Origin of the sequence: Ruegeria sp. YS9 (assembly GCF_024628725.1) — a bacterium.
Classification (GTDB): Bacteria; Pseudomonadota; Alphaproteobacteria; order Rhodobacterales; family Rhodobacteraceae; genus Ruegeria; species Ruegeria atlantica_C.
The window spans coordinates 331,327-351,138 of record NZ_CP102409.1 but is presented as its reverse complement, the minus strand read 5'-3'; the positions used below and the strand labels follow the sequence as shown (position 1 = coordinate 351,138).

Here is a 19,812-nt window from a genome sequence, read left to right as displayed (position 1 = left end):
TCGAAGGGCGGGTTGTTACGCTTTGATCTCCAATCCTGCCTTGCCACAAACCTCGACAATGTGGTCATAGCCCTTCTTGGAGTACTCATAGGGCGGCGCCTTGGCCGGGTCCTGCTCTGCCTCGACCACGATCCAGCCGTTGTAATCCATTGCTTTCAATGCATTGGCCACGGCCTGAAAGCCGATGCAACCATCACCCGGCACTGTGAACGCGCCCGCGATCACCGCATCCAGAAAACTGCGATTGTTCTCACGCGTGTCCTGTACGATTTCAGGACGGATATCCTTGAAATGCACGTGATGAACCCGGTCGCCCCAACGGTTCAGCGTGGCCATCACATCGCCGCCTCCAAACAGCAGATGGCCCGTATCGAAGCACAGCTTCAATTCGGGGCCTGAACCCTCCATCAGCCAGTTCACCTCATCTTCGCTTTCGATAATCGTGCCCATGTGGTGGTGATAGGCCATGGGCATGCCCTGATCTGCCATCCACTTAGCAAGTTCGGTGATCTTGGCGGCGTAGGTCAGAACCTCGTCTTTGGACAGCTTGGGACGGTTGTTCACCGGTGTCCCGATCTGCCCCTGCACGGTATTTGAACACTCGGCATAGACGATGCACGGGCTGTTCAGCGCCACGAACTGTTCGACCTGTTCACGAACCGTTTCGCGTTCAGTCGCAAAATCGTTGACTAACGAGGCGCCGGAACACCAACCGCCACACAACGCAATGTCATTGCCTTCGAGATACGCGCGCAGTCCTTCGGTGTCGCCGGGCATCCTCTGGCCACGTTCAACACCTGTGTAACCGATCTCGCGCGCTTCTTTCAGCGCCTGCTCCATCGTGTAGGCTGCGGTCAGGTCCGGCAGGTCGTCATTCTGCCAGGCAATCGGAGAGATACCGATCTTCACGCTCATTTGGTGTTTCTTTCCTTGATGGCGGCTTCATAGGCCGCGCGTTTTTCATTCACTTCGGGGCGGGTGCTGACCTCGGGCACCGCCACTTCCCACCACGTTCCGCCATACTCGGTCGATGGGTAGGGATCGGTGTCGATCACCACGACATAGGGGCCGTTGACCTCACCGCGTTTGGCCAGCGCGTCTTCAAGCTCGGCAATTGAACTGACCTTGACCGAAGTCGCCCCCATCGCTGCCGCATGGGCTGCAAAATCGATGGCGGATGCTGTCTCGTGCACGGTATGGTCAAGAAGGTTGTTGAACTCGGCCCCGCCTGTCCCCATTTGCAAACGGTTGATGCACCCAAACCCGCGGTTGTCCGTGACGACAACGGTGAACGAGATCCCCATCATCGCCGCCGTCGCCATTTCCGAGTTGGCCATCATATAGGTGCCGTCACCGGTAAAGCAGATCACGTCGCGGTCGGGCTGGGCCATTTTGATGCCCATGGCACCGGCGATCTCATACCCCATGCAACTGAAACCATATTCCATGTGATAGGCACCGGGGCGCGGCGCCTTCCACAGCTTGTGCAGCTCACCCGGCATCGTGCCGGCGGCGCACATCGCAACAGTGTTTTCCTTGGCGGCCCGCTGCACGGCACCGATCACCTGCATATCCGTGGGCAGTGCATTGCTGTCGGTGGGGGCATCCGTCAGCGCATCAACTTTGCCGAACCAATCAGATTTCAATGTCGCAGGCAGATCCGGCGCGCGATGGTCGCCCAGCGCTTCGCTGAGTTCACCCAGACCAACCCGAGCGTCGGCCTGCAACGGCATCGCTCCGTGCTTTTCGGCGTCATAGGCGGCGGTGTTCAGGCTGATCAACTCACGCTCGGGGTTCGCGAACAAACCCCATGACCCGGTAGTGAAATCCTGAAACCGGGTGCCGACGCCCAGCACAAGATCCGCCTTTGCGCAGATGTCATTGGCGGGTTCGCCCCCGGTCACACCAACGGGACCAAGGTTGAGCGGGTGATCCCAGGGCAATGCGGACTTGCCCGCCTGTGTCTCGGCCACCGGGACATTGTGTGCTTCGGCAAAGCGCTGCAACGCGGCGGTTGCGTCCGAATAATGCACACCCCCGCCTGCAACGATAACGGGACGCTTGGCGGCCTTGATCGCGGCAACGGCACGGGCCAGTTCACCCTCATCCGGGCGAATGCGGCGCTGATACCAGACGCGTGGTTCAAAGAAGCTTTCGGGATAGTCATAGGCCTCGGCCTGCACGTCCTGACAAAAGGCCAGTGTCGCCGGGCCGCAATCCGCCGGGTCCGTCATCGTGCGGAAGGCACGCGGCAGAGCCGTCAGCAGATGTTCCGGGCGAGTGATGCGGTCGAAATACCGGCTGACCGGTCTGAAACAATCATTCGCACTGATCGTTCCATCCGAGAACACTTCGGGTTGCTGCAAAACCGGATCGGGGCCACGCGTCGCAAATACATCGCCAGGCAGCAACAAAACAGGCAGACGGTTTACATGGGCCAGAGCAGCGGCCGTGACCATATTGGTCGCCCCCGGTCCGATTGACGATGTCACCGCCATGGCGCGCCGCCGACCCAATTGCTTGGCATAAGCAATCGCGCTGTGTGCCATGGTCTGTTCGTTGTGACCGCGATAGGTGGGAAGACTGTCTTTCACGCCATGCAGCGCCTCGCCCAGACCTGCCACGTTGCCATGGCCGAAGATCGCCCACACACCTGCGATGAACGGCTCTCCGGCCTCGTTCATCTGCGCCCCGAGATAGCGCACCAGAGCCTGCGCCGCGGTCAATCGGACTGTTTTGCTCATCATGATCCCTTTCAGCTCGGAGCCGCTGTCGGCGGTCCGCGGGTTTTCTCATTTGCGAAGGTGTCAGGCCTTTTACCAGAGCCTGAAATCAGAGTGACGTCAGGTGCCACCGCCCGATGGATGCCCCCGTGGGGGCATCCGTGTGTTTTGCTTTAAACAGTACCGCCCAGTGATCCCTCAAGCTCGGCCATTTCCTGACCGCCGGCCATCAGGTCCTGCAACTCTTCGGGTGTGATTTCACCGCGTTTGGCAGTGCCCAGTGTTTTGCCACGGTTCAGCACGGTAAACCGATCACCCACCGCCAGCGCATGGCGCACGTTGTGGCTGATGAAAACCACGCCGACACCCTGGCTGCGCACCCGGTCGATCGTGGCCAGAACATTCGACGTCTGACGCACCCCAAGTGCCGAGGTCGGTTCGTCCAGGATCAGGATCTTGGCACCGAAATACACCGCCCGCGCGATGGCCACCGTCTGACGTTCGCCGCCTGACAATGTACCAACCGCCTGATCCGGCGCGCGCAGATTGATGCCCATCTTGCGCATCTCTTCCATGCAGACTTCGTTTGCATGATCCACATCGAACCGCTTGAGCAGACCTTTGCCTTTGGTGGGTTCGCGCCCCATGAAGAAATTGCGCGTCACGCTCATCAGCGGGATCATCGCCAGATCCTGAAACACCGTGGCGATACCTGCTTCCATTGCATCGCGCGGCGTGTCGAAATGCAGCGGCTGACCTTCGAACATGATCTCGCCCTTGGTCGGTTTGTGCACCCCGGACATGGTCTTGATGAAGGTGGACTTACCCGCGCCGTTGTCGCCCAGCAGGCAATGGCATTCTCCCGGTTTGACGTCAAAGCTGACGCCAGCAAGCGCGATGATATTGCCAAAGTGCTTTTCGATGTCTTTCATCTGAACGATGGGCGCCTGATCGCCGACGGCATCGCCATGGTGGAACTTGGTGTCTTCGGTCATATCAGCGCTCCCCGGTTACGCGCTTGCGGATCGCGTTGTTGAACAGAACGGCAATCAACAGCATGGCACCCAGGAAGACCTGGAACCAATCCTGATCAAAGTCGGTATAGGTCAGGCCGATGACGACCATGCCAAAGATGATCGAGCCGAAGAAAGCCCCGATGGCCGAGCCGTATCCGCCGGTCAGCAGGCAGCCGCCGATCACCGCGGCAATGATCGCCTCGAATTCCTTCTGGAACCCCCGCCGCGCATCGGTCGAGCCCGCGTCCATGACGGTAATGATCGCCACAAGGGCGGCGCAGCAGGCCGTCAGCATAAACAGTGAAACCTTGACGCGATTCACCGGAACACCTGAATTGGATGCAGCCGTGCTGTCCCCACCCGAGGCGAAAATCCAGTTCCCCACCGGGGTGCGCAGCAGCACGTAGGTTGCCGCCAGTGTAATGACAATGAACCACAGAATTTCGACCGGAATACCCGGGACCTTGGGCGCACCGCTTTTGAATGTATCGATCATGCCGTTGGCGGCCAGCCATGCGAACAGGCTGCCGAATGCTTCGCCCGAAAAGAAGGGGGCCAGCCAGTCGTTTTCGACCGCGTCGCGTACTCCGCGCAACTGGGTTGAACCGCCTGTCGCCATTTTCAGACCCACCAGTGACAGGCCACGAAGGATGAACAGAAACGCCAGCGTTACAATGAACGAAGGCAGGCCCGAACGGATCACGATATTGCCGTTGACCGCACCGACACAGGCCGCAAATACGAATGTCATTGGGATGGCAAAGATCAGCGGCAGTTGCCAGGTCACGACACAGACGCCGAAAAACAGCCCCGAAAACGCGACCATCGATCCGATCGACAGGTCGAACTCTCCACCGATCATCAGCAGTGCCGCACCGATCGCCAGGATGCCCAACTGCGCCGCAGGTGTCATGAAGTTCATGACACCGGCAAGAGTGAACATCGATTCATCTGCGGTAATCGCAAAGAATAGGAAAACCAGAACAGCACCGGCAATGGCGCCCAGCTCGGGTCGTTTCATCAGTTTGGCTAGGAATGGTTCTTTCTTGACCCTTTCGTCCGACAGGACGGGCGCTGATTCACTCATGGTTTCCTCCCAATTCGGTGAGACCGGCGCGTTGGCGCCGATCCTGTTGTTTGTCGGATCGCGCCGAAATCAGCGGATACCCTGCGCGGACAGTTCGATGACCTGAGCGGCCTTGTCCTGAGTGATCAGGTTCGGACCCGAAGGCACGTCACCGCCCGGCATCAGGCCGTATTTGGCGTGAAGGCCCATGAAGTTCACCGACAGATAGCCCTGAAGGTACTGCTGCTGGTCGATGGCAAAGGCCGCGTCACCATCCACGATTGACTGGAGGAAGTTGGCCGACAGGTCGAACGAGGCAACATTCAAATCCCGCCCCGAGGCTTTGGCCGCGGCGACCGAAGGCTCGCCGGCCGAGCTTGCGCCCAGCGCCATAACGGTATCGACGCTTTCGTCAGAGGCCAGAGCGGCAGCAACCTTGGACTCGATCTCGGACGGATCGTTCGAGGTCGGCAGAACGGTTACTTTACCGCCAAACCCCTCGGTGAAGCCTTCGCAGCGCAGGTCAAGTGACACGTTGCCGACCTCGTGGTTGACACAGATCGCATTGGTTCCACCCATCGAGGCCAGCTTTTCACCAGCCGCCTTGCCCGCATCATATTCGTCCTGACCTACATGCAGCAGAGCGCCCAGTTCCTTGGCCACTTCCGCGCCCGAGTTGATCGAGATCACCGGGATACCGGCGGCAACCGCACGTTCGATCGAGGGGCCAAGCGCGTCCGCATCCGGGATCGAGACGATCAGCCCGTCGGGCTCCTGGTTCACGGCGGCGTCGATCAGCTGCGACATGGCCACCATGTCAAAGGTTTCAGGTGCACGGTATTCCACGTTCACACCGACATCCTTTCCGGCCTGCTCAACACCGTTTTTCACGACGTTCCAGAATGCGTCATTGGCCTGGCCATGCGACACGACGACGATTTCCTGCGCAAATGCAGGTGTGGCCAAGGCCAGTGCCCCCGCAGCAAGCGCGCCTTTAACGAATTTCTTCATTTCAGTTTCCTCCCAATGGTTCAGTCTGATCTTCTGTCGGGGTACCGGCCCCAATCATCCGGCTGTGCCGAATCTCAGTGGCTGCGGCGCTGGGCCGAGCTGATGTCAGTTTGAAGAATTTCGATCATTTTGCAACCGGTTTCAAAATCTCCTCCATTCGAACCGGTTTTCCTGCCCGCGCCGACAGGGTTGCGGCCTCGGCCATCGCCAGCGCCGCAACACCGTCCTTCAACGTGACCGGAACTTCGGATCCACGTTCAACTGCGTCGACAAAGGCGGCCCATTCCACGCGGTATGCAGGCATGTAGCGTTCCAGGAAAAAATAGGTCGGCTTGGCACCCGCGACACCGTCCGCCGTTGACTTTACGACAGTGTTTTCCAGCATGTTCTGAGCCTGTAGCAACCCCTCGGACCCCAGCAACTCGACCCGTTGGTCATAACCATAGGCCGCACGTCGCGAGTTCTTGATTACCGCGATGCGGCCATCCGCGTAAGTCATTGTGACTGCGGCAGTATCCACATCTCCAGCGGCGCCAATTTCAGCATCCACAAGCGAGGACCCAACCGCCGAGATCGTTTCGGGAACCTCCCCCATCAGAAAGTTCGCCATGTCAAAATCATGGATCATCATGTCCCGAAACAAACCACCAGACACCTTTACGTAGCTGACAGGTGGTGGCGCCGGGTCAAAAGAGGTGATCGACAGGAGCTCTGCCTTACCGATCTCACCCGCATCCAGCCCCGCCTTCAAGGTCGCAAAATTGGGATCAAATCGTCGATTGAATCCTATCATGACCGGCTTGCCGCGTTCCGAGACGGTTTTCAGACAATCCGTGGCGCGCTTCAGGTCCAAATCAACGGGCTTTTCACACAGAACGGCTTTTCCTGCGCCTGTCGCTGCTTCAATCAGATCAGAATGCGTATCTGTTGGAGTTGCAATCAGAACCGCGCCGATTTCCGGATCGGCAATGATCTCTTCGGAACTGCGCGCCTCGGCCCCATGATCGCTGGCAAGGCTGGCTGCGGCCTCGGGCAAGGCGTCGGAAACAGCAATGAGTTTGCTGCCGGGATGCGATGCAATCGCCTGCGCATGAACACGCCCGATGCGCCCGGCACCCAACAATCCGACGTTCAACATACAGATCTCCCGAATCTTGTTGTTGCGCGCAACAATGATTCCTTTTGCAACCGGTTGCAATATTTTTTTCACAACCTTGATGCTTTTACGGCCCAATCCCCAAATCACCCTGAAGAATCGCGATATGGTCCCGGGTCCCGATCCGTCGGCCGCAACCCACACGCTGAAATCCGCGCATTGGCCGTCCTACGGGAATCCCCCAATTTCGGAACATGGTGAATCAGGTTAATACTTGGTTAAGGAACACACACTACCACACTGTGACCCCTTTAGAAGGGCTGGCATGACCCCCTCGTCCAGCCCTTCATTCCCTCCCAACTGCCACAAGAAAACGGCCCGCATTGCGGCCCGATGCGTTCATTGAAATTGACGTTCGAGAATGGCGATCCCTGAAGGACTCGAACCCTCAACCTGCTGATTAGAAGTCAGCTGCTCTATCCAGTTGAGCTAAGGGACCGCTGCACCCTTCTTGCGGTTTTTACGAGCGGGGTTCAAGAGCCAAGCGCATGAATGCGCTGTTCGGATCGTCGCTGTACCCAAAGATCGGACCGCAGTAGGAATAGCCCAACGCTTCGTAAAGCTTGCGGGCGGCATCATACTCCGGAAGATGCTCTGCCCCGGTTTCCAAAACCAATGCTTCGACGCCTTCTGCGCGCGCCAGTTCGGCCAGATGAGTCATCATGACGCGCGCCAGTCCGCGCCCCCGTGCCCGTGCAAGGATATGCACCGACTTCACCTCGGCCGTGCCATCGGGCAACAGCTTCAGGGCGCCGCAGCCCAAAGCCTGCTGATCGTCGAAAACCGCACAGAATCGAATACCCGGTCCGGCCAGTGATTCTGCGCTCATCGTGTGGTTGCTTTCCGCAGGGCCGGCCGATTCGCTGTGGGCGAAATGCGCTTCGACAATCGGGCGCAACACGTCCGAGGTCGGGTCGGCCTCGCGAATTTCGATCATTCAGTGAGTCCAGGGACCACGGCGGTCGGTGGCGAAGTTTTCCCCGTAGCCGCGTGCGCGCAGGTTGGGTTTGCGCTTGTGCGGCTCGCTGACCTGCGCGTCGATACCATTGTCCCGGGCGTAATCCATCGCCTCTTTCTTGGTGTCGAATTTCAGGCGTATCTGGGTTTGCGTGTCGTTGGATGATGTCCAGCCCATCAGCGGATCAACCTCACGTGCCGAAGCGGGGGCATATTCCAGAACCCACTTGCGGGTCTTGGCCATCCCTGAAGTCATCGCATTCCTTGCAGGCTGGTAAATCCGTGCGCGCATGTCGCCTCTCCGTACTCACTTGGCTGGACCTGTTTATGCGTCAGAGTGCGGCCCGGGACAAGACAACAATTGTCGCGGATCACCGAAGCAAGCCAATGCCAGAAACTGTCATCTGGACCTATTATGATCTTCCATCAATCAGCCAAAGGATAATCAGATGATCCATCGCGAACGCACTCCGGACGTCGACGCAAACCCCGGGAACATCCGGGCGATGCCCTCGACCGAAGCCCTTGCCGTGATCGCCGTCAAACCGATGATGACGAAGGCTCTCATCGGCGAGTTTGCCGCGCTGGCCGGCAAGGTTGGCTCGGATCACGATCCGGATGCGTATCTGCCCAGTGTCGAAACTGGGGGATTTGTACCGGATCAGCCCTTGCAGTTGGACAAAATAAGAACAAATGTAAGGGCCTGATCCGGAGCCCGCCCATGCCATACGCCCATTCCGACAAGACCCAAATGACAACCGAAGATGTTCGGGCCCGCCTGAAACTGGAAGGCGGCAAACGGTTTGTCATGCATACGGAGTTCGCCCCCGCAGGAGACCAGCCAACCGCGATCAAGGAACTTGCGGGCGGTATTCTGGATGGCGAGCGCGATCAGGTTCTGTTGGGGGCGACCGGTACGGGCAAAACCTTCACGATGGCCAAGGTGATCGAGGAAACCCAGCGCCCGGCCATCATCCTTGCCCCCAACAAGACATTGGCGGCGCAGCTATATGGCGAGTTCAAAGGCTTCTTCCCGGAAAACGCGGTCGAATACTTCGTCTCCTACTACGACTACTACCAGCCCGAGGCCTATGTCGCGCGGTCGGACACGTATATCGAGAAGGAATCGCAGATCAACGAACAGATCGACCGGATGCGCCACTCGGCCACGCGGGCGCTGCTGGAACGGGATGACGTGATCATCGTGGCCTCGGTCTCGTGCATCTACGGTATCGGCTCGGTCGAGACCTACGGGGCGATGACGCAGGATCTGAAGGTCGGGAACGAATACGACCAGCGGCAGGTGATGGCCGATCTGGTGGCCCAGCAATACCGCCGCAACGATCAGGCCTTCCAGCGCGGCAGCTTCCGGGTACGGGGCGATTCCCTGGAAATCTGGCCCGCCCACCTTGAGGATCGCGCCTGGAAATTCTCGTTCTTCGGTGAGGAACTGGAAAGCATCACCGAATTCGACCCGCTGACCGGCGAGCGCGCCGCAACGATGGAACAGGTGCGCGTCTATGCGAACTCGCACTACGTCACGCCGAAACCGACGATGCAGCAGGCGATCATCGGCATCAAAAAGGAATTGCGCATCCGGCTCGACCAGCTGGTCGGTGAGGGCAAGTTGCTGGAGGCCCAACGGCTGGAGCAGCGCACCAATTTCGATCTGGAAATGCTCGAGGCCACCGGCGTCTGCAACGGGATCGAGAACTACTCGCGCTATCTGACCGGCCGCGCGCCCGGAGAGCCGCCCCCGACCCTGTTCGAATTCATCCCCGACAACGCCATCGTTTTTGCCGACGAAAGCCACGTCTCCGTCCCGCAGATCGGCGGCATGTATCGGGGCGACTATCGGCGCAAGTTCACCCTGGCCGAACACGGCTTCCGCCTGCCGTCCTGCATGGACAACCGACCTTTGAAGTTCGAGGAATGGGACGCCATGCGCCCGCAATCCGTCTTCGTCAGCGCTACCCCGGCCAAGTGGGAAATCGAACAGACCGGCGGTGTCTTCACCGAACAGGTGATCCGCCCCACGGGCCTCTTGGACCCTGAGGTCGAGATCCGCCCTGTATCCATGCAGGTGGACGATTTGCTGGACGAGGTGCGCAAGGTCGCCGCCAATGGCTTCCGCACGCTGGTCACCACGCTGACCAAACGCATGGCCGAGGACCTGACCGAATACCTGCACGAACAGGGCATAAAAGTCCGCTACATGCATTCCGACATCGACACGCTGGAACGCATCGAGATCCTGCGCGACCTGCGGCTGGGCGCATTCGACGTGCTGGTGGGCATCAACCTGCTGCGCGAGGGGCTCGACATCCCCGAATGCGGGCTGGTCGCCATTCTGGACGCCGACAAGGAAGGCTTCCTACGGTCCGAAACCTCGCTGATCCAGACCATCGGCCGCGCCGCCCGCAACGCCGAGGGCCGCGTGATCATGTATGCCGACCGCATCACCGGCAGCATGGAGCGTGCGCTGGAGGAAACCAACCGCCGCCGCGCCAAGCAGATCGCCTATAACGAAGAACACGGCATCACGCCCGAGACGGTGAAGAAGAATGTCGAGGACGTTCTGGCCGGGCTCTATCAGGGCGACGTGGACATGAACCGCGTCACCGCCACCATCGACAAACCGATGCACGGCGCGAATTTGGAGGCCCATCTGGACGGTCTGCGCGACAAGATGCGCAAGGCGGCCGAGAACCTGGAATTCGAAGAGGCCGCCAATATCCGGGATGAGATCAAACGCTTGGAAGCGGTCGATCTTGCCATCGCCGACGACCCCATGGCGCGCCAATGGGCGGTCGAGAAAGCCTCGGAAGATGCAGTGAAATCGCGCGGACGGTCGACGGCTGGCAGGCCGGGGCAGCGTGGGGGGAATGTGAAGCGGAGGAAGCGGTAGATGGACAGTTTTGAAAGTTTGGTCCGTTTATTGTTGGATCGAGAGGGATACTGGACCCGCATTTCGCAAAAGGTGAATCTAACTAAAGACGAAAAAAAAAGGATTGGAAAACACTCTATCCCAAGGCCAGAGATTGACGTTATCGCCTTCAAACCCAGCGCGAACGAAGTCATCGCAATGGAAGTAAAGTCATTCCTAGACTCCCTGGGAGTACAGTTTGATGACTTGAAAGAAGTGCACGCTGTGCCTCAAGGCAGATACAAGCTATTCACTTGTGAGAATTACCGAGACATAGTGTTCTCCCGACTTAAGAACGATTTGATTGAGTCCGGTCTCGCCGATCACGAAACGAAAATAAAAATTGGACTGGCGGCAGGAAAAATTTACGCTAAAGACGTTGCCGATATTGCTGCCCTATTTGATGAACGCGATTGGCTACTTTGGGACCCCAGTCTTATTGCTCGAAAGTTGAAGGATCTTTCCACCATCGGGTACGAGAATGATCCCTACGTCCTAGCTTCAAAGCTCATTCACAGAAATCCTCTCACCGAGTAGCTCAAGGCAGCATAGATGTTTTCACTTTTCTTTTCTGAACCCGTCACAATGGTGGGTGAAGTACATCACCCCACATTGGCGTTGCCCAATTAAATATCCCACACTCCACCCTTGCACCCCACCCCTCCCTCCTCCACGTTTGAAATCACAAATTGTGATTCCAAACGGTTGCTATGACGAACCCGAAAAACCTTCCCAGCACACAAGAGGTCCAAAGCGCCATTCACCGGGTGCGCGGTACCCGTGTGGTGCTGGCCGAGGATCTGGCGCGGTTCTACGGAAAATCCGTCAGCGCCTTCAATCAGGCGGTGGCGCGCAACAAGGATCTGTTCGAGGGCTATCGCTTTCAGCTGACCGACGACGAGGTGGCCGATTTGCAATCACAGAATGTGATTTCAAAGCCCAAGGGCCGCGGCGGGCGGCGGGTCAATCCGTGGGTCTATACCGATTACGGCGTGGCCATCGCCTCGACCCTGTTCAAGGACCCGCGCGCGATCAAGATCACCCGCATGATCACCGAGGCCTTCGTCGACGGCGCCAACGCCCTGGCTGAAACCCCGCGCAGCGCGCCCGAGATCCTGCCGCCCGAGGACGCCCCCGCCCCGCTGCTGCCCAATGGCGATCAGTTGCGGGCGCTGGCCGAAAGCATCCTCGATTCCGGGCGGCAGAGCCTCGTCGATTATATCGCCAACCCCACCACCAAACGGCAACAAGCCGTGGCCGTGATCATGAAGACCCTCGCCGAGACCGCCGGGGAAGAGGTGCGCACCCAGCACGAGCGTCTGCGCCTGCGCATCGCTGAACGGTTGGCCGCGGGCGATTATGCCGATGATGACGACCGCAAGGGGTTGCTGGAACTGCTGAGTGCGATGAAAGGCTGAGGCAGCCCTTGCCCCGGACCTTTCGGCCGCTAGACTCCGCCCCATGCGCGTTGTCCTGTTATCACTGATCCTCGGCACACCCGCCGCCGCGTGGGAAGCAACGGTGGGCCAGATCTGCACTCTGTCACACGTGACGGACACGGCAGAGATATTCCTGACCTATGACCCGGCAAAACCGCTCTATACCCTGTCCGTTACCCGCAAGACCGAAGGTTGGACCAATACCCCATGGTTCGCGATGCGGTTCGAGGGGCCGAACCCCATCGAAATCGCCACTCCGCATCATGTTCTGTCCGACGGTGCATCGATGCTGACGGTTACCGATACCGGCTTTGGCAACGTGCTGGACGGGCTGGAATACAACCTGACCGCCTATGCGTTTACGCAGGACAGGGTGACTGAATTCCCCTTGGACGGTGCGGCGCCCCAGGTTCGCATTTTCCGCGAATGTGCCGGGGCTCAGCTGTCCTGACCGGGTCAGAAATCGAACAGATCTTCCAGAAAACCGCCACGCTTCTTTTTCTTGCGATAGCCGTGATCCGCCCGGTCATCGTAACCGGATGGCGGCGGAGAATACGCTGTCGACCGATCGATGATCTTGTCCAGTTCGCCCCGATCCAACCAGACACCTCGGCATTGCGGACAGTAGTCGATTTCAACCCCGTTTCGGTCCGTGATGACCAGTTGAGTTCCGTCAATCGGGCATTGCATCATACGATCTCCCATTTTGCTATCAGTATGAGATGGGGTTGATCCGCTGCATTGCCATCCCTCTGTGACATGACGCCCGATCGCCCGGGCCGAAGTCGGGTGACACAGACAACTGGTCCTGTCCCGAGTGGGTCTTCTGAACTTCGCAATTGCCGCCGTCAGGGTCGCACGAACTTGGCCGTTCCAAGAGACCGTTGTTGCGGTTCAGGACTGTTGTGAACTGGCGGCGCAGTTGACCGCGGCACGCTGGCAGAACCACAGGCGACCCCGTCGCCATCCGGGTCATTGCGCTTGTGATAACCCGCCTGCCCTTCGTAAAATGGCCCCACCCCCAGCGACTGGGTTGCATCACAACCCGCCAATGCGATCAGGTGGATCACCGCCTCGTCCCGCTCAAATTCAGATAGGCGCAGAAAAACACCCGTGGCGATCAGCACGGTGGTCAGCGGCAACAACAGAACCATGACCAGAATGCGAACCGGAGACAGCGCCTGCCTGCGCGTTGCCTCTGCGCGTCTGTGTCGTCTGGACGACCGTGGCTTCAGATCAGGCGTATCCTGCGAGGGTTTCTTGAACAGCATTGTCTGATCTTTAACGTCGATTTGTGGCAAAGCCGAGGCAATCCCATATCGGCTGAGGTAAAACAAATGGCGCAATCCGTTTCAGGCACTTAAGATGACAAGGAACTTCATCTGCCCGTATTTTCTTTGCTGCCGAACCGATATCTTGACCCAATCCGATCCTTATCAGACGCCCGACGCAGCGGCGCGCTCGCAAGCACAGGACCTTCTCTTTCAAGCCAAATGTGCCGCACTGGCCTTTCTGCGCCCTGACACCGGGTTGCCGTCTGTTTCGCGGATCGCGCTGGCCACGGATGAAGCAGGTTGCCCCATCTCGCTGATTTCAACCCTTGCGGAACATACGCGCGCGTTGAGCGCTTGTCCCAACTGCGCCCTTCTGATCGGAGAGTCCGCAGACAAAGGCGACCCGCTGACCCATCCGCGCCTGACCTTGCACGTGATCGCTCAGCCAGTTCACCGGGACACGGCAGGCTATGGTGACTTGCGCGACTGGTACCTGGCGCGGCGGCCCAAAGCGAAACTCTACATCGATTTCGCCGATTTCGGACTGGTCCGGTTCGCCATTCAGGACGGCCTATTGAACGCCGGATTTGGCAGGGCCTACCGCCTTACCGCACAGGATTTCTAGCGCTCAGCGGACCACATGCACGGCGCATCCCGCATGGCGCACGACATGAGATGCGGTTGAGCCCAGCAACAGATCCTGCATCCCCGGTCGGTGGGATGCAATTATGATCAGGTCGGGTTTGTTCGCCTCGGCCCAATCCAGAATGGTCCGGCCGGAATGTCCTTCGATCACCAAACCCTTGGCATTCGGCAGTTGCGATGCCAGTTCATCCAGTTCTGTCTGAATCGCCTTACGCGCCTCTGTCAGGTATTCGGACGGCATGTACGAGATTGCATAGTTGGGAATATGCTCGACCACATGCAACAATGTCACCTGCGCGTCTGGCGTGGCCAGAATCCGGGCCAGCTTCAAAGGCCCGGATGTATCTCTTTCAGCATCGAACGAGATGGGGACCAGAATGTTGTGATACATGATGTGAGCCTCCATTTTTGCAGGCTCACTTTGAAACAGAATTGAATTTCAGGCTTTGATTCAGGTCAGGAACTGCCGAATGTCTCAGCGACGTCATACATGACCGGCTCAAAGCTTTTGCAGAGCTCGTTGATCTTGCGGTTGCGATCGCGCATTTCAGGCGTGCGCAGCATGGCAAGGAAATCTTCGCGGCGTTCCCATTGCGAATAGTTTGCGATCCGGGTTTGTGCGTCATTGACGTGCAGCCCGGCGGAAACGAAACCTGGCTGCTTCGAAATGAACTCGGCATAGGCATCCGTCAGAGCTTCCAGAAGGTCTTGGCAGGTGCCGGGCGTCATTTCAAAGGTCGTGATAACTGTTTGAACACTGGTGTTTTTGTCGATTTTCAGCATCGGGATTCTCCACTTTCTGTCCCAAGCCTAACACATGAAAATGAAACGTCGCCTATTTCCTGCCAACCTTGCAAACCAGGTCAGTCATTTACGGTCAGATCAGAGTGAAATGGCCACCCGTTTCAGGGTGGCCAGACAGCCTTTTAACGTTCCATGCGCATCAGAACCGAGGCCGTACCCTTCACATGCTCTGGCCAACGCAACAGAAAACTGTCGCCTGTCGCCCCCTGTTCGACCTCAACATGAGGCGCGCTGAAGACGTGGTTGTTGAACACCCCCGAAAGCACACCGATCGTCGCAACCCCATCGCAGCTTCGCGCCTTGCCGTCGAAAGGCAACTGCCCGTTTGCCGAGACAGGCCAAAGATTGGACACCGAGTTCTGCGTATAACGAACCCTCAACGGGTTTGCGGATTTCCTGGTTACGCCATGGTAGGTGTTGTTCTGGAAGGTCACGTTCGTGTGCCTGTCTTTGTTCAAGTCGGCAAAGCTTGTATCCACCCGTTCCGCTCGAAAGATTTCGCCGCTCGTGGCACGGAACTTGTTGCCGGTCACGACCAGGCCGTTGAGATAATGCCCGGGCCCATAGGGGCGAATGACGATGAAACTGAACCAGGACGGGGCCTGACTGGAATAAAAGATGTTGTCCGTGATGCTCATCGCACTGAACGAAAAGCCACTCGTATAGGTCGGCGACGGGTCGCGTTCATTCGTCCATTCGATGAAACAGTTGTCGACATAATTCTCGGCGATAGTGGAGCTGTTGTAGGTGCCGATCATGATCAAACCGGCCGTACGCACACCTTGCGGGATGCTATCGCCCTGAAAGACATGGTTGCCCAGAACCATGTTGTTGTCGCCCCCCAGAACGGCGAAATGTCTGAAACGCACCGCTCGGTTGTGGCGCAGCTTCACATCGTTTGAATTGGTATTCAACGCAATGGAATACCGGTCCGTTACGACAAGGGATTCTTCTGCTGACAGGAACTGGCAATTGTCGATCAGCATGCCCTTGCACCCCGTTCCGGTCGACGTGATCCCCCGGTCTTTTGGGCGGCTGATAGAACAGTCGTTCAACGAAAATGTACTTCCGGCGGCCGCCAAACGAATTCCGCTGCATCGGCTGTTGCACTGTAATTCGATCTGTTCCATGCCGAATTTCCGAAGCGTGCTGAAGCCGCTGAAATCCAGCAGGTACTTGAAGGAATAGAATGTGAAAGACTGGGTCCCCGACGCCCCAACAAGAGGCGCGCTCAGCGTGATCTCACCCGCACCGACATTCTTTGACCGTACATAGATTTCGCGCCCGACTCCGCTGCCGGCAACATAGGACCCGACGGGAATGTTGGCGACATTCGCGACATTGGTCAGACGCGTTTTGTCGGACGGGTCATAGGTCGCGGTCGAGGTGAACGTTTCCGTATCCCACGCCGAACTGCTTTTGACGTCAAACTGACCATTCCGGATCACGCGACGGGTTGAAAAACCACTCTGCTTGTTGGGAACCGCTGCTGCCATATCGATCGGCGCGGTGACGGAAATCTTGCGACCACCCAAATCCAGCGAGTCATGATCCGAATTGTTCAGAAGGGCCTGAAACGCTTTTTTGAATGCCAGTTCTTCGTCTCCGAAAGCCGAAATGTAAGCCGGCAGATGGAAATCCTTGGTCAGCAACAGCATCTTGTCATCCGGCATGGTGACTGTGCCTTCAAAGTCCATTTCGGACGTCATACTGGTGTTTTCGGCCAGATGATAAGTCCCTTGCGGAACGTAAACCCGACGGCCACCCGCCGCCTGGTCGGCCGCTTCAAACGCAGCCGAATCGTCCGTCACACCGTCGCCGATGGCCCCGTAGTCGCGCACATCCACAACACTGATCATCTCACGCAGGAAGACACCGGTGACATCCGTGATCTCCAGATCGTCGACGCGCACCAGCGCCCCATTCGCGCCCTCAATATCCAGACCGAAATGGCCATACAGGGCGGCCAGCCCCCAGGGCATGTCCACGCCGGGGCGCTTGCCGGTTCCGACAATCGCCGTTACTTCATGCACGCTTCCATAGCCCGACAGCTGTGTTGCAGGCCCCTGCTCCACGACACCTGCCACATGCGTGTCACCTGCGCCCCCGGCCCAGGCCGCTATGCGCACCGACGGTAAAGGACCGCTGATCGCCTTGACCCGCGCTTTGATCTGCAAATAGCAACCGGGCAAAATCGGCGTCTGGCCCATATATCGAAGCTGTTGGGTGGTTTGAACTTTCAGGATCTCCAGACAGCCACCAAAATCGGCATCCGCAGGCACGAAAACCCCGGTGCCGGATCCACCATAAGTGGGCGAGCCCGGCGTTCCGTCCCCCGCAGACCATACGGTCAGGCCATTCGCGAATTGAGGCGGCATGAAGACGATGCCGTCAGTGATTGCCTTGTTCATTGAAAACCCTTTCTAAATCGCGCCGCGCCAATCTGGCGACGCGTCCAAACCCCGTGTCCAGGTCCGCCCCGAACGCGTCAGTCTGAATACCGAAAGAGAGTTAACCACGGCTCATCTCACCGTGACGGTGGTGTTGCCTCAGGCCGCCGGGTCCGCGTTGCCCAACAATTGGACGCCGTTGATTTTCCAACCGCCTTCCAGAGGGATCATCTGATAGTCCAGTATGTGCACACGCCCGTTTGCATCCGTGATCATCACCTTCTGCCACAAGGCTCCTGCAATTTCACGCAATTCCAGAAAACGTATGTCGGCTGGACGCCAGACCATAGGATATCCATTGCGCACCATCTGTCCGAAATTGTCGGGGGTCTGAAAAAGGCGCTGGATGCTGGGGCTGGCAAAGGTGAAGGCCGTGGCAAAATCATCCGCCTTGAAGGCCTGTATCTGCGCCGAAATGTTTGCTTCGATCTCTGCGTTTTGCGCAAATGCGCCCGACCCCAGCCCGACACTCAGGGATACAGCAAGCAAAAATCGACGCATGGGGCCACCTCCTGCAAAAAAGAGTAGCCCCATACGGGATCAGGTCAAATCAGGTCAGCTCTCCGGTCAAAGCCTTGTCGATCAGGGCAATTGTTTCAGGCACACCGTACAGCGCGATAAAGCCGCCAAAACGCGGGCCCTGCGATGCACCCAGAAGCACTTCGTACAACGCGGTGAACCAACCGCGCATGGGGTCGAACCTCTCACGCCCGATGGAATAGACCACCGATTGCAGCGCCTCGTCCTCGGCCGGGCCATCATAAGCTTCAAGCGCGGCTTTCAGCGCTTCCAGCGCCTCACGCTCCTGATCCGTAGGTGCGCGGTGTTTGCGCGTTGGTTTGACGAAATCGTTGAAGTAGCGAACCGCAAAGCCCGCAGCCTGATCCAGATCGGGATGGCTTTCAGCTGTTGCTTCCGGCGCATAGCGACGAATAAAGCCCCACAGCGTCTCCTTGTCTTCCGCGCCCGAGACCGACGCCAGGTTCAGCAACATCGCAAACGGTACGATCAGGGTCGATTCAGGAACGTCGCCACCATGAATGTGCCAGACCGGATTGTTCAACCGAGCTTTCAGGTCCTGCCCCGGATAGGCGCGCAACTGTTGATGATATTCGTCATAAGCCTTTGGGATCACGTCAAAATGCATCCGCTTGGCCGTTTTGGGCTTTTGATACATGAAATACGCCAGGCTTTCGGTCGGTGCATAGGTCAGCCATTCGTCGATCGACACACCATTGCCGGACGATTTCGAGATCTTCTGGCCATTCTCATCCAGGAACAGCTCATAGGAAAAATGCTCGGGCGCGCGGCCGCCCAATGCACGGCAGATCGCGTCATAGATCTTTTCGTTGGTCGCATGTTCCTTGCCGTACATCTCGAAATCGACACCCAGCGCTGCCCAGCGCGCCCCGAAATCCGGCTTCCATTGCAGTTTCACGTTGCCGCCAGTCACGGGCAGGGTCCATTCCTTGCCGTCCTCGTCATCGAATGTGACGGTATAGGTCTCAGCGCAAACCTTCTTCATCGGCACATACAGAACCCGCCCGGTTTCCGGATGGATCGGCAGGAAAATCGAATAGGTCTGCTGGCGTTCTTCCCGCAGGCTTTTGAGCATGATGGCCATGATGTCGTCATAGCGCTCGACCGCGCGCTTCAGGATCTCGTCGAACTGGCCTGAACGATAGAAATCGCGCGCCGAATAGAACTCATACTCGAACCCGAACGTATCGAGGAACCGGCGCAACATCGCGTTGTTGTGCTCGCCGAAGCTGGGGTATTCGCCAAACGGATCGGGAACCGAAGTCAGCGGGCGCTGCAAATGCTCTTCAAGCGCCTCCGGGTTGGGCACGTTGCTGGGCACTTTGCGCATCCCGTCCAGATCGTCCGAAAAACAGATCAGCTTGGTCGGTATGTCCGAAAGCGCCTCGAACGCGCGCTTGACCATCGTGGTCCGCGCAACTTCGCCGAACGTACCGATGTGTGGAAGGCCCGACGGGCCGTAACCGGTTTCGAACAGCACATACCCCTTTTCCGGAGCACCTTTCTGATAGCGTTTGAGCAACCGGCGCGCCTCTTCAAAAGGCCAGGCCTTGGACGACATCGCGGTTTCACGCAGTTCAGACATTTCAATGTGCTCCATCGGGGAAAATGTCACGGTCACCCCATGCAACCGGACCGGCCCCTCCTATTGTGCCAGTGCAGCATGAGTCAATAAACCAGTGGCGCAATTCGCGACACACTGCGCCAAAAAACAGTCGTCCTCGGGCCGGTAGGGAAACCGTTTTTGGGCCCGCAAACACTCTGTCGGGGATATTTGCGCTGCATTTTCACCGCCCAGCCTTGCT

21 protein-coding genes and 1 tRNA gene are annotated in these 19,812 nt (G+C 58.1%); 6 read left to right on the top strand and 16 right to left on the bottom strand.

Translation table 11 applies throughout. The annotated features are described in order from the left end of the window. Nucleotides 1–15: 15 nt before the first annotated feature. From iolE to NOR97_RS01815, 9 genes are all read right to left on the bottom strand, one after another. A complete protein-coding gene (iolE, locus tag NOR97_RS01855; protein WP_257600027.1) occupies nt 16–915 on the bottom strand; it encodes a myo-inosose-2 dehydratase in 900 nt (299 codons plus the stop codon). Then, complete coding sequence (gene iolD, locus NOR97_RS01850; protein WP_257600026.1) at nt 912–2,744, bottom strand: 3D-(3,5/4)-trihydroxycyclohexane-1,2-dione acylhydrolase (decyclizing); 1,833 nt, start codon at nt 2,742–2,744, stop codon at nt 912–914. Before iolD ends, iolE begins: the two co-directional genes overlap by 4 nt. A 152-nt stretch (nt 2,745–2,896) precedes the next feature. Then, nucleotides 2,897–3,718, bottom strand: a complete 822-nt coding sequence (locus NOR97_RS01845; protein WP_170347331.1) for an ATP-binding cassette domain-containing protein — start codon at nt 3,716–3,718, stop codon at nt 2,897–2,899. Nucleotide 3,719: 1 nt separating this feature from the next. After that, a complete protein-coding gene (locus NOR97_RS01840; protein WP_257600025.1) occupies nt 3,720–4,826 on the bottom strand; it encodes an ABC transporter permease in 1,107 nt (368 codons plus the stop codon). 69 nt (nt 4,827–4,895) lie between these two features. After that, nucleotides 4,896–5,816: a sugar ABC transporter substrate-binding protein gene (locus NOR97_RS01835; protein WP_170347329.1), complete on the bottom strand. Its 921-nt coding sequence runs from the start codon at nt 5,814–5,816 to the stop codon at nt 4,896–4,898. 124 nt (nt 5,817–5,940) lie between these two features. Beyond that, nucleotides 5,941–6,954, bottom strand: a complete 1,014-nt coding sequence (gene iolG / locus NOR97_RS01830) for an inositol 2-dehydrogenase (protein ID WP_257600024.1) — start codon at nt 6,952–6,954, stop codon at nt 5,941–5,943. A 380-nt stretch (nt 6,955–7,334) separates the two neighbouring features. Next, a tRNA-Arg gene (locus NOR97_RS01825) sits at nt 7,335–7,411 on the bottom strand. A 21-nt stretch (nt 7,412–7,432) separates the two neighbouring features. Continuing rightward, complete coding sequence (locus NOR97_RS01820) at nt 7,433–7,909, bottom strand: GNAT family N-acetyltransferase (RefSeq protein ID WP_170347327.1); 477 nt, start codon at nt 7,907–7,909, stop codon at nt 7,433–7,435. Further along, entirely contained in the window at nt 7,910–8,221 is a 312-nt protein-coding gene (locus NOR97_RS01815; protein ID WP_152459136.1) for an ETC complex I subunit, read from the bottom strand. 157 nt (nt 8,222–8,378) lie between these two features. On the opposite strand from NOR97_RS01815, the gene NOR97_RS01810 reads away from it, so the two are divergent. From NOR97_RS01810 to NOR97_RS01790, 5 genes are all read left to right on the top strand, one after another. After that, nucleotides 8,379–8,636 carry a hypothetical protein gene (locus NOR97_RS01810; RefSeq protein ID WP_170347326.1) on the top strand — a complete coding sequence of 86 codons (258 nt, stop codon included), beginning with the start codon at nt 8,379–8,381 and terminating at the stop codon, nt 8,634–8,636. Between the two features lie 14 nt (nt 8,637–8,650). Further along, nucleotides 8,651–10,837: an excinuclease ABC subunit UvrB gene (gene uvrB / locus NOR97_RS01805; protein ID WP_306978689.1), complete on the top strand. Its 2,187-nt coding sequence runs from the start codon at nt 8,651–8,653 to the stop codon at nt 10,835–10,837. Beyond that, complete coding sequence (locus NOR97_RS01800) at nt 10,838–11,392, top strand: hypothetical protein (RefSeq protein WP_171119003.1); 555 nt, start codon at nt 10,838–10,840, stop codon at nt 11,390–11,392. A 173-nt stretch (nt 11,393–11,565) separates the two neighbouring features. Next, nucleotides 11,566–12,273: an ORF6N domain-containing protein gene (locus NOR97_RS01795; RefSeq protein ID WP_257600023.1), complete on the top strand. Its 708-nt coding sequence runs from the start codon at nt 11,566–11,568 to the stop codon at nt 12,271–12,273. Between the two features lie 43 nt (nt 12,274–12,316). Beyond that, the gene (locus tag NOR97_RS01790) at nt 12,317–12,745 is read left to right on the top strand and encodes a hypothetical protein (RefSeq protein WP_257600022.1); all 429 of its coding nucleotides are present in this window, start codon (nt 12,317–12,319) and stop codon (nt 12,743–12,745) included. Between the two features lie 5 nt (nt 12,746–12,750). Here NOR97_RS01790 and NOR97_RS01785 read toward each other — a convergent pair whose 3' ends face one another. Beyond that, nucleotides 12,751–12,984 carry a zf-TFIIB domain-containing protein gene (locus NOR97_RS01785; protein ID WP_257600820.1) on the bottom strand — a complete coding sequence of 78 codons (234 nt, stop codon included), beginning with the start codon at nt 12,982–12,984 and terminating at the stop codon, nt 12,751–12,753. A gap of 158 nt (nt 12,985–13,142) precedes the next feature. Then, the gene (locus NOR97_RS01780; protein WP_257600021.1) at nt 13,143–13,565 is read right to left on the bottom strand and encodes an excalibur calcium-binding domain-containing protein; all 423 of its coding nucleotides are present in this window, start codon (nt 13,563–13,565) and stop codon (nt 13,143–13,145) included. 145 nt (nt 13,566–13,710) lie between these two features. On the opposite strand from NOR97_RS01780, the gene NOR97_RS01775 reads away from it, so the two are divergent. Continuing rightward, nucleotides 13,711–14,193: a HugZ family protein gene (locus NOR97_RS01775; RefSeq protein WP_257600020.1), complete on the top strand. Its 483-nt coding sequence runs from the start codon at nt 13,711–13,713 to the stop codon at nt 14,191–14,193. A 3-nt stretch (nt 14,194–14,196) separates the two neighbouring features. On the opposite strand, the gene NOR97_RS01770 is transcribed toward NOR97_RS01775, so the two are convergent. The 5 genes from NOR97_RS01770 to NOR97_RS01750 all read right to left on the bottom strand — a co-directional run bounded on the left by NOR97_RS01770 (nt 14,197) and on the right by NOR97_RS01750 (nt 19,592). Further along, nucleotides 14,197–14,604 (bottom strand): universal stress protein, encoded by a 408-nt coding sequence (locus NOR97_RS01770; protein ID WP_170347318.1) that lies wholly within the window; start codon nt 14,602–14,604, stop codon nt 14,197–14,199. 65 nt (nt 14,605–14,669) lie between these two features. After that, nucleotides 14,670–14,996 carry an antibiotic biosynthesis monooxygenase gene (locus tag NOR97_RS01765; RefSeq protein ID WP_170347317.1) on the bottom strand — a complete coding sequence of 109 codons (327 nt, stop codon included), beginning with the start codon at nt 14,994–14,996 and terminating at the stop codon, nt 14,670–14,672. Nucleotides 14,997–15,139: 143 nt separating this feature from the next. Further along, nucleotides 15,140–17,428 (bottom strand): glycoside hydrolase family 55 protein, encoded by a 2,289-nt coding sequence (locus NOR97_RS01760; RefSeq protein WP_257600019.1) that lies wholly within the window; start codon nt 17,426–17,428, stop codon nt 15,140–15,142. A 138-nt stretch (nt 17,429–17,566) separates the two neighbouring features. Then, complete coding sequence (locus tag NOR97_RS01755) at nt 17,567–17,968, bottom strand: DUF4864 domain-containing protein (RefSeq protein ID WP_257600018.1); 402 nt, start codon at nt 17,966–17,968, stop codon at nt 17,567–17,569. Nucleotides 17,969–18,017: 49 nt separating this feature from the next. Then, the gene (locus tag NOR97_RS01750) at nt 18,018–19,592 is read right to left on the bottom strand and encodes a lysine--tRNA ligase (RefSeq protein WP_170347314.1); all 1,575 of its coding nucleotides are present in this window, start codon (nt 19,590–19,592) and stop codon (nt 18,018–18,020) included. Nucleotides 19,593–19,812 lie beyond the last annotated feature (220 nt).